This window comes from Methanoculleus methanifontis (assembly GCF_030464365.1).
Taxonomy (GTDB): Archaea; Halobacteriota; Methanomicrobia; order Methanomicrobiales; family Methanoculleaceae; genus Methanoculleus; species Methanoculleus methanifontis.
The window spans coordinates 81,956-96,203 of sequence record NZ_VCYI01000002.1 but is presented as its reverse complement, the minus strand read 5'-3'; the positions used below and the strand labels follow the sequence as shown (position 1 = coordinate 96,203).

13 protein-coding genes are annotated in these 14,248 nt (G+C 64.6%); 9 read left to right on the top strand and 4 right to left on the bottom strand.

What is annotated here, in order from left to right; genetic code table 11:
* The first annotated feature begins 88 nt into the window (after nucleotides 1–88).
* Both purE and FGW20_RS01905 read left to right on the top strand, forming a co-directional pair.
* Entirely contained in the window at nucleotides 89–481 is a 393-nt protein-coding gene (purE, locus tag FGW20_RS01910; protein ID WP_301676421.1) for a 5-(carboxyamino)imidazole ribonucleotide mutase, read from the top strand.
* Nucleotides 482–611: 130 nt separating this feature from the next.
* Complete coding sequence (locus tag FGW20_RS01905) at nucleotides 612–1,019, top strand: arsenate reductase ArsC (protein WP_301676420.1); 408 nt, start codon at nucleotides 612–614, stop codon at nucleotides 1,017–1,019.
* Between the two features lie 553 nt (nucleotides 1,020–1,572).
* On the opposite strand, the gene thiC is transcribed toward FGW20_RS01905, so the two are convergent.
* Nucleotides 1,573–2,862: a phosphomethylpyrimidine synthase ThiC gene (gene thiC, locus FGW20_RS01900; protein WP_301676419.1), complete on the bottom strand. Its 1,290-nt coding sequence runs from the start codon at nucleotides 2,860–2,862 to the stop codon at nucleotides 1,573–1,575.
* A gap of 25 nt (nucleotides 2,863–2,887) precedes the next feature.
* Here thiC and FGW20_RS01895 point away from each other — a divergent pair, with 25 nt between their 5' ends.
* The 3 genes from FGW20_RS01895 to FGW20_RS01885 are packed head-to-tail and all read left to right on the top strand — an operon-like array spanning nucleotide 2,888 to nucleotide 4,486.
* Complete coding sequence (locus FGW20_RS01895) at nucleotides 2,888–3,490, top strand: MBL fold metallo-hydrolase (RefSeq protein ID WP_301676418.1); 603 nt, start codon at nucleotides 2,888–2,890, stop codon at nucleotides 3,488–3,490.
* Complete coding sequence (locus tag FGW20_RS01890; RefSeq protein WP_301676417.1) at nucleotides 3,483–3,938, top strand: GIY-YIG nuclease family protein; 456 nt, start codon at nucleotides 3,483–3,485, stop codon at nucleotides 3,936–3,938. Before FGW20_RS01895 ends, FGW20_RS01890 begins: the two co-directional genes overlap by 8 nt.
* Nucleotides 3,935–4,486: a flavodoxin family protein gene (locus tag FGW20_RS01885; RefSeq protein WP_301676416.1), complete on the top strand. Its 552-nt coding sequence runs from the start codon at nucleotides 3,935–3,937 to the stop codon at nucleotides 4,484–4,486. Before FGW20_RS01890 ends, FGW20_RS01885 begins: the two co-directional genes overlap by 4 nt.
* A gap of 141 nt (nucleotides 4,487–4,627) precedes the next feature.
* On the opposite strand, the gene FGW20_RS01880 is transcribed toward FGW20_RS01885, so the two are convergent.
* From FGW20_RS01880 to FGW20_RS01870, 3 genes are all read right to left on the bottom strand, one after another.
* Nucleotides 4,628–4,789 carry a DUF1328 domain-containing protein gene (locus tag FGW20_RS01880; protein WP_011842905.1) on the bottom strand — a complete coding sequence of 54 codons (162 nt, stop codon included), beginning with the start codon at nucleotides 4,787–4,789 and terminating at the stop codon, nucleotides 4,628–4,630.
* Nucleotides 4,790–4,914: 125 nt separating this feature from the next.
* On the bottom strand, nucleotides 4,915–6,003 hold the full coding sequence (gene cofH, locus FGW20_RS01875) for a 5-amino-6-(D-ribitylamino)uracil--L-tyrosine 4-hydroxyphenyl transferase CofH (RefSeq protein ID WP_301676415.1): 1,089 nt from the start codon (nucleotides 6,001–6,003) through the stop codon (nucleotides 4,915–4,917).
* Between the two features lie 28 nt (nucleotides 6,004–6,031).
* On the bottom strand, nucleotides 6,032–6,700 hold the full coding sequence (locus FGW20_RS01870; protein ID WP_301676414.1) for a signal peptidase I: 669 nt from the start codon (nucleotides 6,698–6,700) through the stop codon (nucleotides 6,032–6,034).
* A gap of 312 nt (nucleotides 6,701–7,012) precedes the next feature.
* Here FGW20_RS01870 and FGW20_RS01865 point away from each other — a divergent pair, with 312 nt between their 5' ends.
* From FGW20_RS01865 to FGW20_RS01850, 4 genes are all read left to right on the top strand, one after another.
* Nucleotides 7,013–8,416, top strand: coding sequence for a DNA-directed DNA polymerase II small subunit (locus FGW20_RS01865; RefSeq protein WP_301676544.1), 1,404 nt, complete (start codon nucleotides 7,013–7,015; stop codon nucleotides 8,414–8,416).
* Nucleotides 8,417–8,506: 90 nt separating this feature from the next.
* Nucleotides 8,507–10,531, top strand: a complete 2,025-nt coding sequence (locus FGW20_RS01860) for a sodium-translocating pyrophosphatase (RefSeq protein WP_301676413.1) — start codon at nucleotides 8,507–8,509, stop codon at nucleotides 10,529–10,531.
* 363 nt (nucleotides 10,532–10,894) lie between these two features.
* Nucleotides 10,895–12,784, top strand: coding sequence for an acetate--CoA ligase (gene acs / locus FGW20_RS01855; protein WP_301676412.1), 1,890 nt, complete (start codon nucleotides 10,895–10,897; stop codon nucleotides 12,782–12,784).
* A gap of 6 nt (nucleotides 12,785–12,790) precedes the next feature.
* Nucleotides 12,791–14,092, top strand: a complete 1,302-nt coding sequence (locus FGW20_RS01850) for an L-lactate MFS transporter (RefSeq protein ID WP_301676411.1) — start codon at nucleotides 12,791–12,793, stop codon at nucleotides 14,090–14,092.
* The last annotated feature ends 156 nt before the right edge of the window (nucleotides 14,093–14,248 follow it).

Below are 14,248 nucleotides of genomic sequence, written 5' to 3'. Positions count from 1 at the left end.
AAGAAACTTGGATGTGGTTTCATATCAACCTCACCACCGTGCGATATCGACAGGGTGAAAAAGAGGCGGGGCGCAATTGAAGCTGGATATGGCAGACGTCACGGTTATCTGCGGTTCCGCCTCGGACGGCCCCGTCGCGGAGAAGGTGTTTGAGACCCTGAAAGAGCACGGCGTAGACTACGACTACAAGGTGATCTCGGCGCACCGCGATCCCGAACGGCTGGACGAGTACGTGAAGGCGAGCACCGCCCGGGTCTTCATCGCGATCGCCGGGCTCTCGGCGGCCCTCCCGGGAGTGATCGCCTCGAAGACGAAGCGCCCGGTGATCGGCGTCCCGGTGAGCGGGACACTGATGGGTCTCGACGCCCTCCTCTCAATCGTCCAGATGCCGAGAGGGGTGCCGGTGGCCTGCGTCGGGGTGGACAACGGCGTGAACGCCGCCCTGCTCGCGATCCGGATCCTCGAGGCAGGGCGCGCCTGAGAACTCCTGCCGGGCCGGGGGCGCCGGCCTCACACGCCCGGAGCACCATGGCCTTCTCGAACCCCGGGCGCGCACCCGGGGGTGCTCGAGCCCCGGCAACTTTTTTCCACCCGGCCGTGCAGGGAGAGGCATGAAGCAGAGAGTGCTCTTCATCGGCACGAACAACGCCGCCCGCACCCAGATGGCGGAGGGTTACCTCCGCGCCCGCTACGGCGACCACTACGAGGCCTGCTCCGCCGGGATCGCTCCCACCGCTCTCGATCCCCTCGCCGTCCGGGTGATGGGCGAGATCGGGATAGACATCTCGAAACAACAGGCAAAGGACCTCACGCTCTTCGACGGAAAAGAGATGGACTACGCCGTCGCGCTCTGCGCCGGCGGTGTCTGCCCGATGTTTCCCTGGACGAAGGAGACGATCCACGTCGACTTCCCGGATCCGGGCCGGGCTACCGGAAGCCCCGACAGGGTGCTCGCAGCCTACCGACGGAGCCGCGACGCGGTAATCGCCTGGATCGACGAGCGGTTCGGGGTGAAGTGACGAGGCCCTTCTAAAGTTTGGGAGATTCTGGCTGCGGTGCAGTTCCGTGGGCAATGGCTGGTCGGAGGTGGGATGGCTGGAGATCCCCGGGTTTGACCACCGAACAACTTAGACGAACGAAAAGCCCAGTGCAGTGGACCGTGGGGGTATCGCCATAGGGGGGAGCATCCCCCCTCCCCACCTGACGGTGGTCGAGCTCCGTTCCTGCGGAACATCGCACTCGCACCTCCGGTGCTCAAGCTCGCTACGCTCGCACTCCGCACCCTTCGGGTGCTCGAGCTCCGGGTGTTCGCACCTTCGGTGCTCATGCTCCCGCTCTGGCGACCGGTCGCATTCCGCCCATCGCACTCCCCGTCAGCCCCACCCCAAAATGCGATATCCGTGGAAAGCCGTGGATGGGTATGTGTAATGGTCAGAGTAGTTCTACTGCAGGTGTAGAATACAGAGCTGGTTTGCTCGTAAATTGCATGCAAACTCCACAATATTAAGGATAGGGGGTTTTTGGGGCTCTATGCACAAGAATCTGAGAGAGAAACTCTGAAGGGTCACCCCTTCACGGCTCCATCCGTTCTTCCGGCACCGGGAGGATATCCCGCACCATCTTCACGGCGCAGAGGTCGCCGCACATCGAGCAGGTCTCGAGCTCGCCGTCGCGCTCGTGAATCCGCCGGGCCTCCTCGGGGGCGAGCGCCGCCTCGAACTGCTTCTCCCAGTCGAGCGCCCGGCGCGCCTCCGCCATCCGGATCTCGCGGTTCTTCGTGTGTGCGGCGGCACGGGAGAGGCTCCCGACGTGCGCCGCGATCTTCGCCACCCGCGTCCCTTCCACGATGTCGCGGACGTCCGGCAGCGCCAGGTGCTCGCTCGGTGAGACCATGCAGAGGAAGTCGGCGCCGTTCATGCAGGCGATCGCGCCGCCGATCGCCCCCACGACGTGGTCGTAACCCGGCGCCACGTCGGTCACGAGCGGGCCGAGCAGGTAGAGCGGAGCGCCGCCGGTAAGTTCCTTGATCATCCGGACGTTGTAGCCGACCTGATCGGCCGGGATATGCCCCGGGCCCTCAATCATCCGCTGCACCCCGGCGGCGAGCGCCCGCTTTGCGAGGTGGCCGAGTGTCAGGTACTCGGTCGACTTCGCGAGACGGCCGGCGTCCACGAGCGCGCCCGGCCGCATCCCGTCGCCGAGGCTCACGACGACGTCGTGCTCGGCGAGGATCTCGAGCAGGTAGTCGTACTCCGCGTAAAGGGGGTTTTCCTCACCCGTCGCGGCCATCATCGCCACGTGGAACGCCCCGCCCCGGGAAACGACGCCCATCGTCCGGGGGTCGGCCTTGAGCGATGCGAGGGCATCGCGGTTCACGCCGCAGTGCAACGTCAGGAAGTCCACACCCTGCCGGCAGTGCTCGCGGATGACCTTGAAGAGCAGATCGGCGTCGACATCCGCCGCATTCCCCGCCCGCCTGACCGCCTCGTAGACGGGGACGGTGCCGACCGGCGCATCGAGTTTCAGGATCTTCTGCCGGATGCGGGCGAGATCGCCGCCGGTCGAGAGATCCATCAGCGCGTCCGCACCTTCCCGGAGGGCCGCTTTGCCCTTCTCGACCTCGAGGTTCTCGTCGCACCGGGTTCCCGACGTCCCGACGTTCACGTTGACCCGCACCCTGCAGTCCTCCCCGATGGCGCAGAGCCGGTGCGGCCTAACAGGGTTTGCGGGAATGACTATCCGGCCGCGGGTGACGGCCCGCGCGGCGGCATGGGGGGCGAGATCCTCTTCCCGGGCGATCGTCTCCACCTCGGGAGGAACCCCGCGCAGGCACGCGGAGATCAGGGTATGCATAAGAACCATTTGCCCGGAAGCCATATTAGTCTGCATGCCAGTCCGGTGGATCGCGAGCAATACAATCTACGCCAATTCGTTCGTTTACGGCAACGTTCTCATCGACGCGGGCGTTCTCCCGATGGCGGTGGAACCGCATGCCGCCGCGATCGATACGATCGTCATCACCCACGCCCACTACGACCATATCGCCCACGTGAAGGAGATCGCGCGCCTTTGCGGTGATGCTGCCGTATGCGTCCACGAGGCCGACGCGCCCGGCCTCGCCGACGACACCCGGAGCCTCGCGATGCACTTCGGGGCCCACTCGCCCGGGATCGTCCCCGACATCGTCCTCCATGACGGCGACCGGGTAGGGAACCTCCGCGTCATCCACACCCCCGGGCACACGGCGGGCGGGATCTGCCTCTATGACGAGGCGGAAAAATTGCTCTTCTCCGGAGACACCGTCTTTACCGGCGGGTCCTTCGGGCGCTACGACTTCCCGGGCGGCGACCGGACGGCGCTCGCGGCATCCATCGAACGCCTCAGCGCCCTCGATGTCGAGGGACTCTACCCCGGCCACGGCGAACCCGTCGTCCGCGGTGGCGGGCGGCATATCGCGGGTGCCCGGGAGGCGCTCCGGCTCTATGGATAAAGGGGTCTACGCCCTTATCCTCGAGAATACCGGTTGCATCGTCCGGATCGGCGCCCTCGGGGAGAGGGAGTTCGCGCCGGGTCGGCACATCTACGTGGGCTCCGCCCGGGGGAGCGGGGGGCTTGCCCGGGTTGACCGGCACGTGAGGCTCGCCCTTTGCCGCGACCGCCCGCCCCGGTGGCACATCGACTACCTCCTCCTCGACCCGCACTTCTTCCCCGCCGCCGTCGTCACCGCCGCCACCGGTCGGGACTGCGAATGCGATCTTGCCCGTGCCGTCGCCGGATCCTCCGTCCGGGGGTTCGGGTGCAGCGACTGCGGCTGCCCTTCCCACCTCTTCTACCGTCCCGGCGACCCGGTTCCTGAGGTCGTCGAGGCATTCCGCGGTCTTGATCTCGATGCCCGGATCACAAGAATCAAGAACGAGAGGAGCGAGCATAGGGTATGAACGTTCTCGGTATCTCCGGAAGCATGCGCAAGAACGGCAATACCGCGGTTCTCGTCACCACCATCCTTGATCGGGTGCGGGAGGCGGGCATCGAGACCGAGTTTCTCTCGCTTGCCGATATGGATATCCAGCCCTGCACCGGGTGCGAAGCCTGCAAGGACGCGAAGTGGTGCGTGACGGAGGACGACGACTGGGGCCTTGTTGCAGAGAAGATGATCAACTGCGAGGTGCTCGTCCTCGGCGCCCCGACCTACTACTACGACATCAACGGCCAGACGAAGAACCTGATCGACCGGACCTACTCGCTCTACCATGACCGGAGGCTGTCGGGGAGGAGAGCCGTCGCCGTCGCCGTCTGCGCCGACCGCGGGTGCGAGCGCGCCCTCGAGACCATGGAGGGGTTCCTGAACACCCACGAGTTCTCGTACCTCGGCTACGTCTGCGGAAAGGGTTACGCGCCGGGGGATATCCGCAAAGACGAACAGGCGATGAAGAAGGCCAGAACAGTCGCGAATACGATCGTCAGGTACCTCCAGCCCGAGGACTGAGAACCCGAATCCCCGTGCCTTTCCATGGCTTCCTCTCAAGAATCGTGCTCCTGACCCTCAGCCCTCACGAGCAGGGTGCCTCAGGGAAGGGCGGGGTATTCACCCTGCCGGCTGCCCGTGATCTTCCCCGCCCGGTTGCAGTCAGAGCAGCAGCGATATGATCGCGAGGACGATAAAGATGATAACCAGCCACTTCGCGACCGACATGGACATTCCTGCAACGCCTCGCGCCCCGAGTATGGCGAAGATAAGTGCCAGTACGAAGAAGAGGATTGCAAGACCTACAAGGCCACCACCAAGCATAGCGTTCTCCTCCCAATCGCCAGCACCCGGCCGACGTTGAGGAGCCACACTCTATCCACGAGTATTTATAATTTTCCGGATATTGTTCGAGAGACCCGGTGAATCGTTCCGGCCCAGCCCAATGCTCATCCAGGATCGTAGGTCGTCGTCCGCTTCCGGAACACCCGGACGAGATCCCCGGCCATCCGCTGCATCTCCGCCGGAGCCAGATAATCGGTATCCCGGGCGCCCGCCTCCCGGGATATGCTCTCCTCAAAAAGCGTCCCGCCGAGGTCGTCTGCGCCCGAAAGAAGCCCGAGCTGCGCCATCTTCGTCCCGACCTTCACCCAGGAAGCCTGGATGTGATCGAAGTTGTCGAGGAAGAGTCGTGAGACCGCAAAGAGCAGGAGGTCTTCGCGGCCGGTCGCCCCGGGCCGGGCGAGGCCCTTCCGGTAGAGAGGGGTGTTTTTGTGGATGAATGAGAGGGGGACGAACTCCGTGAACCCGCGGGTCTCGTCCTGGATCTCACGCAGAATTGCAAGATGCCGGGCGCGATCCGCTTCGTTCTCGCAGTGGCCGTACATGATCGTCGCCGTCGACCGAATGCCGAGACCGTGCGCCGCCTTGATGATCCTGACCCAGGTTTCCGTGTCGATCTTGCCCGGGCAGATCACCCGCCGGACATCGTCGACCAGGATCTCGGCCGCTGTTCCGCAGAGGGTGGAAAGACCCGCGTCCCTCATCATCCCGAGGACTTCCCAGGTGGAGATGCCGCTCTTTTCCGCGGCATACGCCACCTCCATCGGGTTGCTCGCGTGGATGTGTACGCCGGGGGTCTCGTCCCGTATCCAGGAGTAGATGTCGGCATAGGATTGGGCGTCGAACTCCGGGTGGAGCCCGCTCACCGTGCAGACCTCGGTGACGCCGCGCTCACGCGCCGCCCGCGCCTTCTCCCGCACCGCGGCCTCGCCGTAAAAAAAGGCGTCGGCGTCACCCGGTTTGCGGGAGAATCCGCAGAACCCGCAGGCGTTCACGCAGAGGTTGGTCACGTTGATGTTCTGGTTCCGGACGTAGGTGACGACGTTGCCGACTTTGCGTTCGCGGAGCTCGTCCGCGGCGGCGGCGATCGCCCAGACGTCCCGGCCGCGGGTCGCGAGGAGGAGGACGGCCTCCTCCTCCGTGAGCCGGTGGCCGGCGAGTGTGTCGTCGAGCAGGGTATGCAGCGAGTTGGACATCGTAAACAGCTCTCTTGTAGTCCCGGATTTATTCGTTTTTCTCTTTTCGGCGCGCAAGGACGAAGTCGTGGATGAGGATGACGAGGATGACGACGACGGCGAACTCCGCGAGGTGCAGGGGAAGGTAGCCGACGAGCGGCACCGCGAAGAGGGCTTTGCCGATAATCCACTCCTTCTCCACCGGCTCGACAATCCCGACGCCCGCGAGCCGGAGGTTCGGCTGGTCGGTGTAGGGGTTGTTGTCGCCCTGGGTGATGTAGCCGCCGTGCGGGTCGTCGTAGTAGGCCCCGAGTCCCGACTCAACTACGGCGGCGGTATCGACGTAGGTCATCGCGCGATGGATGATCGGGTGGACGGAGTCGGCGCCGTTGGGGCGGTAGACGATCACGTCGCCGTAGTTTCCGAAGGACGATTGGCCCGTTCGCTGCCCTTCAGCCCAGGTCGTGAGTTCGCCGAACCGGTCCTCGTCGACGACGAGCACCAGGTCGCCGACGTTCATGTTCGGGACCATACTCTCCGACTCGATCGTGACCACCGCCGGCCAGGTGCCGGCGAAGAGGTAGAGAACAAGGGCGATACCGCCCACGACCGCGACGACCCAGAGGAGGTCGCGGGCGAGCGAGACGACCGGGCGGTCGCTCTCCCGGAACGCCGTGAGGGCCGATACTGCACGCTGCAGCCAGGTGGTATCCGACATCTGTTCTAAAGAGATTGCTACCCTTCATATACATAGGTTCTCCGGGATGTCCCGGACCGGAGACAGAGCGCGAAAAAAAGGCTCTGTAGAATACCCCCCTTTGAGGTCATACTACCACCATTTTCATCGACAACAGGCGAACCACCGGGAGGTCTCGTTGCTTCACGCGAAGTCGCGAAGAACGCGAAGGGAACAGTCAACAACTCCCTGGATTTCGCGGCTTCGCGTGAGGGCCTGCGGTTGTATGAAGTATCTCTACGGAACGCGAAAAAGATAAACCCATATTGCCGCGGGGAGAATATGTTGAAGGTCATGCTCGCCAACGCCGAGATCGTACGCCGGTTCCTCGAGTTGAAGCATCAGGTTCATCCCGACGTGGTGAGTTACATCCGTGAACAGGACGACCCGGCTCTCATCGACCAGATTGCGGCGGGGGTCCCCGAAGACACCCTGGTCGTCTCCGCAGAGCATATCCCGGGCTTGAAAAAGGTCCGGGACGGGACGCGGTTCCTGGTCGATCCCGAACTCGAGGTGATCATGGGGAGCGCCGGAACCACGGGGAGCGTTAGCGGTCACGAGGACGCCGTCCATTACTTCCGGAACCGCTACAACTGCCTCTCCTCGATGATCCGGAGCCGGATGACCACGATGCCGATCGAGGCGCTGGTGAAGTCGCCCCACCGTTACCGGGACGAGGAGTGCAGTATCATCGGGATGGTGGCCGACGTCCGGACGACCGCAAAAGGTCACCGGCTCATCGAGGTGGAGGATCCCACCGGGACGATCCGGGTGCTCTTCAACAAAGGGCGGGACGAGTCGTTTGCGGAAGCGGAGCGGATCCTCCCCGACGAGGTGCTCGGGGTCAAGGGAAAACTCTCAAGCGACGGTGGTCTCTTCTTCGCCGAACACCTCTTCCGCCCCGACGTCCCCATCAACAACGCCCCGTTCAAGAGCGACCGGCCGGGGAAAGCGGTTCTCATCTCCGACGTGCATGTGGGAAGCGACACCTTCCTCGATGAGGCGTGGCACCGGTTCGCCGACTGGCTCCAGGACTCCGATGCCGCATACCTTCTGATCGCGGGCGATCTCGTCGACGGGATCGGGATCTACCCCGGACAGGACCAGGAACTGACAATCAAGAACATCTACGAGCAGTACGACGTCTTTGCGGAGATGCTCCGCGACCTGCCTTCCCGGATCCAGATCGTCGCCGCACCGGGAAACCACGACGTCGTCAGGATGGCCGAACCGCAGCCGGCGATCCCGCCGGAGTTCACCGCGAAGTTCCCCGAAAACTGCACCCTCGTCGAGAACCCCTGCCTGTTAAACCTCCAGGGCGTCCGCGTCCTGATGTACCACGGCCGGTCGATCGACGACATGATCGGGCTGATTCCGGGCGCGAGTTACGAACGGCCCGGCGAGATCATGGATGAGATGCTCAAACGCCGGCTGCTCGCCGCCCCCTACGGGATGCGGACGCCGATCGCCGCGATGAAGACCGACCGGCTCGTCATCGATCCGCTCCCCGAGATCCTCCTCACCGGGCACGTCCATATCTGCGGCATTACTCGCTACCGGGGTGTTCTCGGGGTGAACGCCGGAACCTGGCAGGCCCAGACAGCGTTTCAGAAACAGATGAACATCCACCCCACACCCGCGCGTGCGTTTGTCGTCGATCTCCAGACGCTTCAGCCCGAAGTGATCGATTTCAGCTGAATGCCCGCCGGATACCCCGGATCTTTTCCACATATTTAAAAATGTTGAATCCCTCTGTATATGGTACTACAACCGGAGGAATGTAGAGAGATGGATCTGGTATATCTGGCACCCATCGGTGCCGTTCTTGCTCTCCTCTTCGCCGGGTACTCGTACACGAGTATCAGACGGGAGGGGACGGGTACCGACCTGATGCAGAAGATTGCTGCTGCCATTCATGAAGGGGCAATGGTCTACCTGAACAGGCAGTACCGCGCTATAGCCATATTTGTTATTGTACTTGCCGTCGTCCTCGGCGTCTGGATTAACCCCCTCACCGCGGCCTGTTTCGTGCTCGGTGCGGCGCTCTCGGCGACTGCCGGCTACATCGGCATGTTCACCGCCACGGCAGCAAACGTCCGGACGACGAACGCCGCACGGCGTGGGATCGCGGATGCGTTCAAAGTCTCGTTTGCGAGCGGTTCGGTCATGGGCATGGCCGTGGTCGGGCTCGGGCTTCTCGGGCTCACGATCGCCTATATGGCCATCAGCACCTTCTCGGGGCTTCCCCAGGCTGAAGTCCTCACCATCGTGACCGGCTTCGGCCTCGGTGCAAGTTCGATCGCCCTCTTCGCCCGTGTCGGCGGCGGTATCTTCACCAAGGCCGCGGACGTCGGTGCCGACCTCGTCGGCAAGGTCGAGGCAGGCATCCCCGAGGACGACCCCCGCAACCCTGCCGTCATCGCTGACAACGTCGGTGACAACGTCGGCGACGTCGCCGGCATGGGCGCGGACCTCTACGAGTCCTACGTCGGCGCGATCATATCGGCGATGGTCCTCGGCGTCGCCTTCGCGGCCACGCAGTTCCCGAACGCCGAGATCATGAACGTGATCATCCTCCCGCTGCTGATCGCCGCGGTCGGCATCGTCGCGTCCATCATCGGCTCGCTCTTTGTGCGGACGAACAAGACCGAGAGCAGCGCCATCCACCTGGCCTTCAACAAGGGTCTCCTGGCCGCGATGGTCGTGACGGTCGCCGCCACCTACTTCCTCGTGACCCAGCTCCTCGGGGCGGAGTACATCGGGGTCTTCTACGCCACCGTCGCCGGTCTCGTCGCAGGGTTCGCCATCGGCCTGATCACCGAGTTCTACACCTCCTTTGACCGGAGCCCGACCCTCGCCATCGTCAAGTCGACCGAGACCGGGGCCGCGACCACCATCATCACAGGGTTTGCAAAGGGGATGGAGAGCACCATCTGGCCGGTCCTGATCATCTCGGTCGCGATCTTCATCGCCTACCAGGTCGCAGGTCTCTTCGGTATTGCCATCGCCGCCGTCGGCATGCTCGCGACGCTCGGGATCTCCCTCTCCGTCGATGCCTACGGCCCGGTCGCCGACAACGCCGGCGGTATCGCCGAGATGTCCCACCAGAAGCCCGAAGTCCGCGAGATCACCGACACGCTCGACGCCGTCGGGAACACCACCGCCGCCATCGGCAAGGGATTCGCCATCGGCTCTGCGGCGCTGACGGCGCTCGCCCTCTTCGCCGCCTACACTCAGGCGGTCGGCCTCTCGGTCATCGACGTCTCTGTCCCGAACGTCTTCATCGGTGTCCTGATCGGAGCAATGCTCCCGTTCCTCTTCTGCTCCATCACGATGATGGCGGTGGGTAAGGCCGCATACAGCATCGTCCACGAGGTCCGCCGCCAGTTCAAGGAGATCACCGGCCTCATGGAGGGAACGGCCGAGCCCGACTACGCCTCCTGTATCGCCATCTCCACCAAATCGGCGTTGCGTGAGATGATCCTGCCCGGCGTCCTTGCCGTCGCCGCGCCGCTCGCCGTCGGGATCGTCCTCGGCCCCGAGGCGCTCGGTGGCCTGCTCGTCGGTTCGCTTGCGGCCGGGTTCCTCCTCGCCGTCACGATGGCGAACTCCGGAGGAGCCTGGGATAACGCGAAGAAGTACATCGAGCAGGGCCACCTCGGCGGAAAGGGATCGGATGCCCACAAGGCAGCGGTTGTCGGCGACACCGTGGGTGATCCCTTCAAGGACACCTCGGGCCCCGCCATCAACATTCTCTTGAAGCTGATGTCCATGGTCGCGCTGGTCTTTGCGCCGCTGATCCTGGTCGTCTAATTTCATCTTTTTTTGTCTGCCGTTCCCGTACTCCTCGTTTGACTTCATCACCATCCCCGTTTTCTACTTTAAGCAGCCTGCGAACGAGAAAACACTTCAGGTAATTTTTACGGCACCCGGGGGAAGAGTGCCCTATTGTCCCGGAGACCACAAAGTTTATCACATATTATACATTATTAATCGTGTAAAAAATCCCACATTATTAATCATGTATAATTCAGAGCGGCCACGCAGAAAAGAGTTCTGCGATGGTTACGCCCCCGTGGGGGCCGGTACCGTCCCGGCGACCGGTATGCATGGGTAGCACGATTACGGGCCGAACGGAGAGGCCCGCAAGAAGTATGAAGACAGGAATGAGGAGAAATGGCTGAGTCGTTCGCCGTGAAACTAGAAGAGAAGCGCTACTACCCCGACCCCCGGTGCAGGGCGACCGCCTGGACACCGGACTACACGCGGGCCTACAGCGAGTTCCTGCGCGACCCGGAGGGGTTCTGGGACCGGATCGCCCGCGATCTCGACTGGTTCGAGCCCTGGGACCGGGTCAGGGAGTGGAACTACCCCTACGCGAAGTGGTTCGTCAACGGGAAACTGAACATCACCACGAGCTGCCTGGACCGCCACGTCGCCGGGGGCCGGAAGGATAAGCCGGCGATCGTCTGGCACGGGGAGAGCGGAGAGAAGCGGATCCTCTCCTACGAGGCCCTGCACCGCGAGGTGATGCGGTTTGCAAACGGCCTTTCGAGCCTCGGGGTCAACAAGGGCGACCGGGTCTGCATCTACATGCCGCTCGTCCCCGAGCAGGTCGTCGCGATGCTCGCCTGCGCCCGGATCGGGGCCGTCCACTCGGTGGTCTTCGGCGGGTTCGGGCCCGATGCGCTCGCAATGCGAATCAACGATGCCGAGGCGAAGGTTCTCGTCACCGCGGACGTCGGTTACCGCCGGGGAAAGACCGTCCCGCTCCGCAAACTCGCAAGCGAGGCGCTCGCCCAAACCCCGGGCGTCGAGAAGGTCGTCGTCCTCCGGCGCGAGACCCCGGGCGTCGAACTCGACCCCGACCGGGAGGTCGATTACGCCGATCTGGTGGCCCGCGCCGCACCCGACTGCCCGGCGGAAGCGATGGATTCGGAAGACCCGCTCTTCATCCTGTATACCAGCGGCTCGACCGGCGCACCGAAGGGGATCGTCCACACCTGCGGCGGGTATGCGGTCGGAACCTACTACACCACCCGCCACGTCTTCGACGTCAAGGAGAACGATGTCTACTGGTGTACCGCCGACACCGGGTGGATCACCGGCCACAGTTACATCGTCTACGGCCCGCTCGAGGTCGGCACGACCGTCGTCCTCGCCGAAGGAACGCCGGATTACCCGGACCCGGGCGCATACTGGCAGCTGGTCCAGGATCTGGGGGTGACGATCTTCTACACCGCGCCGACCGCCATCCGGATGTTCATGCGCTACGGCGACGAGTGGCCGGCGAAGTACAACCTCTCGACGCTCCGGGTGCTCGGCTCGGTCGGCGAACCGCTCAACCCGGAGGCGTTCGAGTGGTACTACCGCGCGATCGGCGGCGGGCGGTGCCCGATCGTGGACACCTGGTGGCAGACCGAGACCGGGATGCACATGATCACCACGATGGTCGGCGAACCGATGAAGCCGGGGTTTGCCGGTAAACCCATCCCGGGCGCCGTCGTGGACGTCGTCGACAGGACGGGGAAACCCGTTCCGCCCGGCACCGGCGGGTTCCTGGTCGTCCGGGAGCCCTGGCCGGCGATGCTCCGGACGGTTCACGGCAACGACGAGCGCTACTGCACCTACTGGAAGACCATCCCGGGGTGCTACACCGCAGGCGACCTCGCGGTGAAGGACGAGGACGGCTATGTCATGATCATCGGCCGGGCCGACGACCTGATCGTCGTCGCCGGGCACAACATCGGGACGGCCGAGGTCGAGAGCGCGCTCGTCTCCCACGACGCGGTGGCGGAGGCAGCGGTCATCGGGAAACCCGATCCCCTGAAAGGGAACGTCATCAAGGCGTTCGTCACGCTCCGCGTGGGGGTGAACTCCGGCGACGGCCTCACCGACGACCTCGCCCGGCACGTCAGAAAGAGCCTCGGCCCGGTCGCGGTTCCCGCCGAGTTCGAGTTCATGGACCGGCTCCCCAAAACCCGGAGCGGCAAGATCATGCGCCGGGTCTTAAAAGCCCGCGAACTCGGTATGGACCCGGGAGACATCTCAACGCTCGAGGAGTAGGCACCCATGACGGAGACACCGGCGATCTTCGGGCTGCCCGCAGAGAAGGGGCGATGGGGGCTTGTCGCCCTCGGGCTCGTCGTCAACCTCTGTCTCGGGAGCATCTACTCCTGGAGCGTCTTCGTCGCGCCGCTCGCGGCGCACTTCACCGCGACGCTCGGCCGGGAGGTGACGGCGGCGGAGGTCCTCCTCCCGTTCTCGGTCTTCCTCGCCTTCTTCGCGATCGCGATGCCGCTCGCCGGGAAGTACATCGAGCGCTACGGCCCAAGGAGGGTGACGGTCGTCGGCGGGCTCCTCACCGGCCTCGGGTGGCTCCTCGCCTCGACGGCGACGTCGGTCGAGGCCCTCTACGTCGTCTACGGCATGATCGGCGGCCTCGGGGTCGGGATCGCCTACGGGGCGCCGGTCGCTGTCGCGGCCCGGTGGTTCCCGGACCGGCGGGGGCTTGCCGTCGGGCTCGCCCTGCTCGGGTTCGGGTTCTCGGCCTTCGTCACCGCGAACGCGGCAGGTGCCCTGATCGCCGCCTACGGGGTGATGGCGACGTTCCGGATCTTCGGCGCCGCGCTGATCGCCGTGCTGGTCCTCTCGGCCCTGCCGCTCCGGTTCCCGCCGGAGGGGTGGCGGCCGGCGGGATGGTCGGCGCCCGCGCCCGGGGTCGGAACGGCGCCGGTCTGCGAGTGCGACCGGAGAGGGATGCTCCGGACGGGGACGTTCTACGGCCTCTTCGCCTGCTACTTCGTCGGCTGCCTCGCGGGGCTGATGGCGATCTCGATCGCAAAACCGGTCGGGACCGAGCTCGCCGGGGTCGACGCGGGGCTCGCGACGCTCCTCGTCGGGTTTTTCGCCGTCTTCAACGGGCTGGGCCGGCCGGCGTTCGGCGGACTTGCCGACCGGATATCGGCACGGAAGACGGCGATGCTGACGTTTGCGCTGATTGCGGGAGCATCCGTCCTGATGTGGGTCGCACCCGGGGTGCCCGCCTACATCGTCGCGTTCGCCGTCCTCTGGGGCTGCCTCGGGGGCTGGCTCGCCATCGCGCCGACGGCGACGGCGTCCTACTTCGGGACGTGCGACTACCCGCGGTGTTACGGGGTCGTCTTCCTCGCCTACGGCGCAGGCGCCATCGCCGGGCCGCAGCTCGCGGGATTCATCCGGACGGCGACCGGGACCTACCTCGGCGTCTTCCCGTGGGTCGCGCCCCTCGCGGCGGTGGGGTTCGCCGTCGCCTGGCTCCTGATGCGGCCACCGGCCGCGGCTCCGGCGAGAGAGCCCCTGCCGGGATCGGCGGTGGAAGAACAGGGTAATTGACTTAGAGGAATCGCTCAGCTAAGGATGAGTTCCTTCAAATTATCCTAAATCATTGACTCACGCGAAGCCGCGAAGGACGCGAAGAACGGTTATCCGAGAGCAACTCCCCTTCGCGGCTTCGCGCACTTCGCGTGAGGCTACTGCCATTCTATTGAC